Origin of the sequence: Sphingomonas sp., assembly GCF_036677245.1 — a bacterium.
Classification (GTDB): domain Bacteria; phylum Pseudomonadota; class Alphaproteobacteria; order Sphingomonadales; family Sphingomonadaceae; genus Allosphingosinicella.
In genome coordinates, this window is record NZ_JAKFCG010000062.1 from 24,574 (window position 1) to 31,793 (window position 7,220).

General features: G+C 68.1%; 7 protein-coding genes. 1 reads left to right on the forward strand and 6 read right to left on the reverse strand.

Annotated elements, in window-relative coordinates:
- Nucleotides 1-108: 108 nt before the first annotated feature.
- Nucleotides 109-951: a 2,3,4,5-tetrahydropyridine-2,6-dicarboxylate N-succinyltransferase gene (gene dapD, locus V6M48_RS07180; RefSeq protein ID WP_332811848.1), complete on the reverse strand. Its 843-nt coding sequence runs from the start codon at nucleotides 949-951 to the stop codon at nucleotides 109-111.
- Nucleotides 948-1,652 (reverse strand): pyrimidine 5'-nucleotidase, encoded by a 705-nt coding sequence (locus tag V6M48_RS07185; RefSeq protein WP_332811849.1) that lies wholly within the window; start codon nucleotides 1,650-1,652, stop codon nucleotides 948-950. Before V6M48_RS07185 ends, dapD begins: the two co-directional genes overlap by 4 nt.
- A gap of 94 nt (nucleotides 1,653-1,746) precedes the next feature.
- Here V6M48_RS07185 and V6M48_RS07190 point away from each other — a divergent pair, with 94 nt between their 5' ends.
- Nucleotides 1,747-4,047: a S8 family serine peptidase gene (locus V6M48_RS07190; RefSeq protein ID WP_332811850.1), complete on the forward strand. Its 2,301-nt coding sequence runs from the start codon at nucleotides 1,747-1,749 to the stop codon at nucleotides 4,045-4,047.
- A gap of 159 nt (nucleotides 4,048-4,206) precedes the next feature.
- Here the strand turns inward: V6M48_RS07190 and V6M48_RS07195 are convergent, their stop codons facing one another.
- The 4 genes from V6M48_RS07195 to V6M48_RS07210 form a co-directional block, all read right to left on the reverse strand.
- Nucleotides 4,207-4,560 (reverse strand): HesB/IscA family protein, encoded by a 354-nt coding sequence (locus V6M48_RS07195; protein WP_332811851.1) that lies wholly within the window; start codon nucleotides 4,558-4,560, stop codon nucleotides 4,207-4,209.
- A 35-nt stretch (nucleotides 4,561-4,595) separates the two neighbouring features.
- Nucleotides 4,596-5,081 carry an SUF system Fe-S cluster assembly protein gene (locus V6M48_RS07200; protein WP_332811852.1) on the reverse strand — a complete coding sequence of 162 codons (486 nt, stop codon included), beginning with the start codon at nucleotides 5,079-5,081 and terminating at the stop codon, nucleotides 4,596-4,598.
- Nucleotides 5,078-6,292, reverse strand: a complete 1,215-nt coding sequence (locus V6M48_RS07205; RefSeq protein WP_332811853.1) for a cysteine desulfurase — start codon at nucleotides 6,290-6,292, stop codon at nucleotides 5,078-5,080. The genes V6M48_RS07200 and V6M48_RS07205 overlap by 4 nt, the downstream gene beginning before the upstream one ends.
- Nucleotides 6,289-7,220, reverse strand: a 932-nt coding sequence (locus V6M48_RS07210; RefSeq protein ID WP_332811854.1) for a SufD family Fe-S cluster assembly protein, incomplete at its 5' end; no start/stop codon positions are given. The genes V6M48_RS07210 and V6M48_RS07205, both read right to left, overlap by 4 nt.

Below are 7,220 nucleotides of genomic sequence, written 5' to 3' on the forward strand. Positions count from 1 at the left end.
TGCGCGAAAAGGTGGGTACCGGCTTTTCGCAAACAGCAATGCGGCCACAAACGATTATAGAGCAGGCTGCGATTTCTAATCGAAGCCTGCTCTATGGACGCCGCCGCCTCAGTCGCGAAGCAGTTCGTTGATGCTCGTCTTGGAGCGCGTGCGCGCATCGACCCGCTTGACGATCACCGCGCAGGACAGCGACGGGCCGCTGCCTTCGCTCGGCGGCAAGGTGCCGGGCACGACGACCGAATAAGCCGGGACCCTGCCGACGAAGATCTCGCCGCTGGCGCGGTCGACGATCTTGGTCGAGGCGCCGATGAACACGCCCATCGACAGCACCGCGCCCTCCTCGATCACCACGCCTTCGGCGACCTCCGAGCGGGCACCGATGAACGCGCCGTCCTCGATGATCACCGGCCCGGCCTGGAGCGGCTCGAGCACGCCGCCGATCCCGGCGCCGCCCGAGATATGGACGTTCTTGCCGATCTGCGCGCAGCTTCCGACCGTCGCCCAGGTGTCGACCATCGTCCCCTCGTCGACATAGGCGCCGATGTTGACGAAGCTGGGCATCAGCACCGCGCCCTTGCCGATGAAGGCGCCGCGCCGGACGATCGAGCCGGGCACCGCGCGAAAGCCAGCCTCGCCGAAGCGGGCCGCGTCCCAGCCGAGGAACTTGGAGGGAACCTTGTCCCACCAGGGCGCGCCGCCGGGGCCGCCGTCGATCAGCTCCATCGGCGTCAGGCGGAAGCTCAGCAGCACCGCTTTCTTGAGCCATTGATTGACGTGCCAGCCGTCGGCCCGTTTCTCGGCGACCCTCGCCTCGCCGGAGTCGAGCGCCGCCAGCGCGGCCTCGACCGCCTCGCGCACGCGATCCTCGGCCGCGCCATTGCCGTGCGACCGGCCAATCTCGTCGCGTGCCTCCCACGCCTGTTCGATCGTCGCTTGCAGCGCTTCGCTCATTCTATCTCTTCCTGTCGTGAAACCGGCCGCGAGGCCTCCAGACCGATGATCTCGGTCAGCCACGCCCCGATATCCTCGATATGATGATCGATAAAGGCCGGATCGGCGCCGTGGTCGCCACGTTCCGAGCCATTGTCGATCCAGACGGTGGTCATGCCGAGCGCCTTCGCGGGTTCGAGGTTGCGCGCCATGTCCTCGGCGAACAAGGCGCGGCGCGGATCGATCGCAAAGCGGTCGCACATCGCCGCATAGGCGCGCGGATCGGGCTTGGGCAGATAGTCCATCGCGTGGATGTCGTGGATTCCGTCGAACAAATCGGCCAGCCCGAGCTTGTCGAGCACCCGCCCGGCATAAGCGGCATCGCCGTTGGTGAAGACGAACCTGCGCCCCGGCAAATGTTGCAACGCGTTAACCACGACCGGATCCGCCGAGATGCGCGCGAGATCGATATCGTGGACGTAATCGAGGAATTCGCGCGGTTCGACACCGTTCGCGGCCATCAGCCCCGCCAATGTCGTGCCATGCTCGTGAAAATAGGACTTTTGCACACGGCGCGCCTCGACCGGATCGCAGTTGAGCAGCCGCTGGATGAAGCGCCCCATCCGCTCGTCGATCAGCTCGAACAGATTGGCCGAGGCGGGATAGAGGCTGTTGTCGAGATCGAAGATCCAACAGTCGATATGGTCAAAGGGCGGCCGCACGGGGGACCGTCTAGCCCGCAGCCCGATCTTCAGCAAAGCGAAAGGTTTTCATGTGCACAAGTATCTGATATTCCTAATTTAAGTGGGGTCTTAAATGAAGGGCGAGCCGATCAGGACCAGTCTCTCCGTCTCGGCGTGCGTGCTCGCGCTGGCGCTTGGCGGCTGCGGCGGGGGCGGCGGCGGGAGCGCGCCCCAGCCGATCCCGGCCCCTGCACCGGCCCCTGCGCCAGCGCCGGCACCGGCACCGCCGCCACCCCCGCCTCCTCCTCCGCCGCCGCCACCCACGGTGACGACCTCGGGCTTCAACGACGCCGAATATCAGCGCTCCAATGGGGCCAACACGCACAACGCGCTCGCCGCCTATGATGCGGGCGGCACCGGCCGCGGCGTCAAGATCGCGCTCGTCGACAGCGGGATCAACGCGGCGCTCGCCGAATTCGCCGGCCGCATCGATCCGGCCAGCCGCGATATCGCGGCGGCGCGCGGCGTGGTCGACAATGAAGGCCATGGCACCGCCGTCGCTGGTGTCGCCGCGGCTGCGCGCAACGGCGAAAAAATCCTCGGCGTCGCGTTCGACGCGACGATCCTGTCGCTCAACACCGCCGATCCGACCGATTGCGACGCCGATGGCTGCAACCACGGCGATGTGGACATCGCCGCGGCGGTCGACGTCGCGCGCACCAATGGCGCACGCGTGGTCAACATCTCGCTCGGCGGCGAGGGCGCGTCACCGGTCGTGACCGATGCGATCAGACGCGCCGCGGCGGCGGGAATGGTGGTCGTGGTCTCCGCCGGCAACGACGGCGCCGCCAGCCCGGACGAGTTCGCGCGCCAGCTCGCCGCCCAGGGCAGCGGCCACGTCGTCATCGCCGGCGCGATGGATGCGAACCGCCAGCTTGCCAGCTTCTCGAACAATGCCGGCACCGCGACGCAATATTATCTGACCGCGCTCGGCGAGCGGGTTCGGACATTCGACAATCTCGGCCGCGAGGCGCTTTATTCGGGCACCTCCTTCTCCGCGCCGGTGATCAGCGGCGCCGCAGCCCTGCTTGCCAGCGCCTTCCCGAACCTCAGCGGCGCCCAGATCGTCGAATTGCTGCTCAGCTCGGCCGACGATGCCGGCGCGGCGGGCGATGATGCGGTGTTCGGCAACGGCATCCTCAACATCCAGCGCGCGTTCGCTCCCAAGGGCACGACGGCGCTCGCCGGAAGCGCGATCCCGGTGTCGGTCAGCGACAACGGCACCACCTCGGGCCCGATGGGCGACACCACCGCCCAGTCGGTCGGCGCGATCATCCTCGACGGCTATTCGCGCGCTTATGCGCTCGACCTTGCCAAGACGCTCGCCGTGGCCGCGCAGGAGCAGCCGCTCGCGCGCTCGCTCGGCGGACATCTGCGCAGCGCGGCCGCGGCCTCGGGCACGACCGCCGTGTCGGTCACGATCGACCGCAATCTCCACAACCAGCCGGTGGTCGGCCTGGCGCAGACCGGCCTCAGCTATCACGACAGCCGCGCCGCTCGGACGGTCGCCGCACTCGCAATCAGCCGGATCGCGCCCGACACGGCGGTCGCGCTTGGCTTCTCCGAAAGCGGGCGGACCTTGCAGCGGCGGCTCGCCGGGGCTGGCCAGAATGCCTTTCTCGTCGCGCGCGATCCCGCCGACCGCACGGGCTTCGACAGCAATGACAGCCGCAGCGTCGGCGCGCGCCACCGCATCGCTGGCCTCGGCGTGACGCTCACCGGCGAGCGCGGCAAGGTCTATCAGCATGATGTGCGCTTCGGCGCCGAAGCGCCGCGCTACGAGGCGAATGCGTTGACCCTGGACCGCAAGCTCGGGCGAGCGACGTTGATGCTCGGCGCTTCGCGGCTGAGCGAACAGGCAACCATCCTCGGCGCGCGCTTCAATTCGGGCTTCACCAGCGGCGGCGCGACCAGCAACTTCCTCGACGGCAGCGCGGCATTCGATCTCGGCCGCGGCTGGAGCGCGTTCGGAAGCTACCGGCGGGGCTGGACGCACATGGCCGGAACCGGCGCGATGGTCGACCATGGCCGGCTGAGCAGCAGCGCGTTCGCGTTCGACATTGCCAAGCGCAACGCCTTTTGCGGCGGCGACTGGCTGGCGCTTCGGCTGATGCAGCCGCTGCGCATCCGCTCCGGCGGCTTCGCGATGAACCTGCCGACATCCTATGATTATGCGACCGGCCAGGCCGGCTTCGAGCAGCGGCTGCTGAGCCTTGCGCCGTCAGGGCGCGAGATCGATGCCGAAATCGCTTATGGCATCAGCCTGCCCGGCGGCAGCCTCGGCGCCAACGCCTATTTCCGCCGCCAGCCCGGCCATATCGAAAGCGCCGGCGACGATCTCGGCGCGGCGGTGCGGCTGAACCTGGGATTTTAGCGGGAAGAGAAGAAGCCCCTCCACCGCTGCGCGGTCCCCCTCCCCCATAAATCTGGGGGAGGAACATTCCTGGCCCGGGAAATCTGGCGGAAGAACATTCCTCCCCTGCTTTTGCAGGGGAGGGGGACCAGCTGAAAGCTGGTGGAGGGGCCTTATTTCTTAAACCGTGAAGCTCTCGCCGCAGCCGCACTGGCCCTTGGCGTTGGGGTTCTCGAAGGTGAAGCCGGCGGCGAAATCATCCTCGGTCCAGTCCATCTTCGAGCCGATCAGATAGAGCACCGAGGCGCCGTCGACGTAGAAGGTGCCGCCCGGAGTCACGATTTTCTCGTCGAACGGCGCTTCCTCGCTGACATAATCGACCGAATAAGCCAGCCCCGAGCAGCCGCGGCGCGGCGTCGACAATTTGACGCCGATCGTGCCCTCGGGTGCCTTGGCCATCAGCTCCGCGATCCGCGCCTCGGCGGCCGGCGTGAGGATGAGGGCTGCAGGACGCTCGCGTGTCTTGGTCGCCACTTTCGATCTTCCTTCCTTGGCCGAGCGACGGCCGGTTAAAGCATTCCGAGTTCGAGCTTCGCCTCGTCCGACATCTTCTGCGGGTCCCACGGCGGATCCCAGACGAGATCGACGGTCGCCGTGCCGACGCCGGGGACCGAACCGACCCTCAGCTCGACCTCGCCCGGCATCGATTCGGCGACCGGGCAGTGCGGCGTCGTCAGGGTCATCTTCACCGTGGCATGGCCCTCGGGCGACACCTCGACATTGTAGATCAGGCCGAGGTCGTAGATGTTGACCGGGATCTCAGGGTCGTAGATCTCCTTGAGCGCGGAAATCACCCCCTCGTAGAGATCGCCGCCCGGCGCCGCCGGCGCGTCCTCGGCCGCCTGCTGCGCGAGGAAGCCGGCAAGATAATCGCGCTTCCGCTCAAAGTCGGTTGCCGCGGGCTCGATCTCCCCGCGCTCGACTTCGACACGCGCCTTGGGCGGCTTGGAAGCCTCTTCGACCTCTTCGGTCTCGATCTTTCGTTCTTCGTTCATCCGAATATTCTCGCCACCCGTTCCATGCCGCGGACCAATGCCTCGACATCCTGCTTGCCATTGTAAACCCCGAAGCTCGCGCGCGCGGTCGCTTCGACACCGAGATGCTCCATCAAGGGCTGCGCGCAATGATGGCCGGCGCGGATCGCGACCCGGCTCTCGTCCAATATGGTGCCGACGTCGTGCGGATGCACCCCTTCGACCGCGAAGCTGACGATGCCGGCGCTGTTCTCGGGGCCGAACAGCCTGATGCTGTTGAGCGCGCCGAGCGCGGAACGGGTCTCGGCGACCAGCGCCGCTTCGTGCGCATGGATCGCGTCGAGGCCGATCGCGTCGACATAGTCGATCGCCGCATGCAGCCCGAGCGCGCCGACGATGTGCGGCGTCCCCGCCTCGAACCGCGCCGGCGGCGCCGCGAAGGTCGTGCCGGCGAACGAGACCTTGTCGATCATCGCGCCGCCGCCCTGCACCGGCGGCATCAGCTCGAGATGCTCGGCCTTGCCCCACAGCACGCCGAACCCGGTCGGGCCGTAGAGCTTGTGCGCCGAGAAGACGTAGAAGTCGCAGCCGAGCGCCTGGACGTCGACCGGCATGCGCGGCACCGCCTGGCAGCCGTCGACCAGCAGGGCCGCGCCGACGCCGTGCGCGAGCGCCGCGGCGCGCTCGACGTCGAGCATCGAGCCGAGCACGTTCGAGACATGCGCGAGCGCGACCAATTTGTGCCGCGGCGTCAGCATCGCCGCCATTGCGTCGAGATCGATCTGGCCGTCCGCCGTCAGCGGCGCGACGTCGATGGCGACATCGACGTCCCTTTGCAGGATCTGCCAGGGAACGATGTTCGAATGATGCTCGAGCATCGACAGCATGATCCGGTCGCCGGACTTGAGCTGGGTGCGGCCCCAGCTTTGCGCCACCAGATTGATCGCCTCGGTGGCGCCGCGCACGAACACGATCTCGTCGGCCGCGCCCGCGCCGATGAAGCGCGCGACCCGCTCGCGCGCCGCCTCGAACGCATAGGTCATCGACGCCGAGCGTTGATAGACCCCGCGATGGACGGTCGCATAATCCTGCGCATAGGCGCGGGTGATCGCATCGATCACCGGCTGCGGCTTCTGCGCGGTGGCGGCGGTGTCGAGATAGGCCCAGCCCGCCGGGATCGCGGGGAAATCGGCGACGGTGTCGAGCGGGCGGGTGGACAGAAGGGTGCTCATGCCCTCCCCCTCAGCCAGACAAGCGCATCCTCGCGGAAGGCGTCGCGCACCTGTTCCTCGCCGATCCGCTCGATCGCGTCGGCGACGAACGCCTGGGTGAGCAGCGCCTTCGCCTCGGGCAGCGGCAGTCCGCGGCTGGCGAGGTAGAAGAGCGCATTGCGGTCGAGCTCGCCGACCGTCGCGCCGTGCGCGCATTTGACGTCGTCGGCGAAGATCTCGAGCTCGGGCTTGGCGTTGATCGTCGCGGTGCGCGCGAGCAGCAGGCCCTTGAGCGATTGCTCGCCGTCGCTCTTCTGCGCGTTGCGCGCGACCTCGACCCGCGCCGCGACCGAGCAGGCCGCGCGATCGTCGGCGACCGAGCGCCAGACCTGGCGGCTGGTCGCGCCGACCGCGTCGTGGCGGATGACGAGATTGGCGTCGTGGCGCTGGGTGCCGTTGGCGAGCAAAGTGCCGCCAGCTTCGGCGAATGCCTCATGCCCGGCGAGCAGCAATTCGCCGTCGAGCCGCGTGTCCCGGCCGCCGGCGCTCAAGGTGATCAGCGCCAGGCTCGCGCCCTCGCCGACTTCGGCGCAATCGGCGATGCTGACGAAACCGCTGCTGCCGAGCAGGCGGCGGTTGAGCATCAGCCGCGCCCCCTTGCCGAGACGGGTACGGGCGAGGCGGTTGGTCCAGCCGGTGCCGATATAGGTTTCGACCACCGAAGCCTGAGCGTCCGCGTCGAGCATGATCTCGGCGGCGAGGTGATCGGCGGAGCCGGTCGAGGCATGGACGATCTGAACCAGCCCCGCCGGTGCGTGATCCCTGCCGAGGCGCAGGCGCCAGCCCGAGCGGCCGGCGAGCCGCGCCAGCGCATGCTCGGGCGCGGCGGCATCGACCTCGCCGATTTCGATCGGGCCCTGGTCGGCCGCGTGCGCGAGCTTTCCGTCGA

Coding starts and splice junctions, on each gene's coding strand:
- dapD (WP_332811848.1), bottom strand. CDS start 951: ATGAGCGAAGCGCTGCAAGCGACGATCGAACAGGCGTGGGAGGCACGC.
- V6M48_RS07190 (WP_332811850.1), top strand. CDS start 1,747: ATGAAGGGCGAGCCGATCAGGACCAGTCTCTCCGTCTCGGCGTGCGTG.
- V6M48_RS07200 (WP_332811852.1), bottom strand. CDS start 5,081: ATGAACGAAGAACGAAAGATCGAGACCGAAGAGGTCGAAGAGGCTTCC.
- V6M48_RS07205 (WP_332811853.1), bottom strand. CDS start 6,292: ATGAGCACCCTTCTGTCCACCCGCCCGCTCGACACCGTCGCCGATTTC.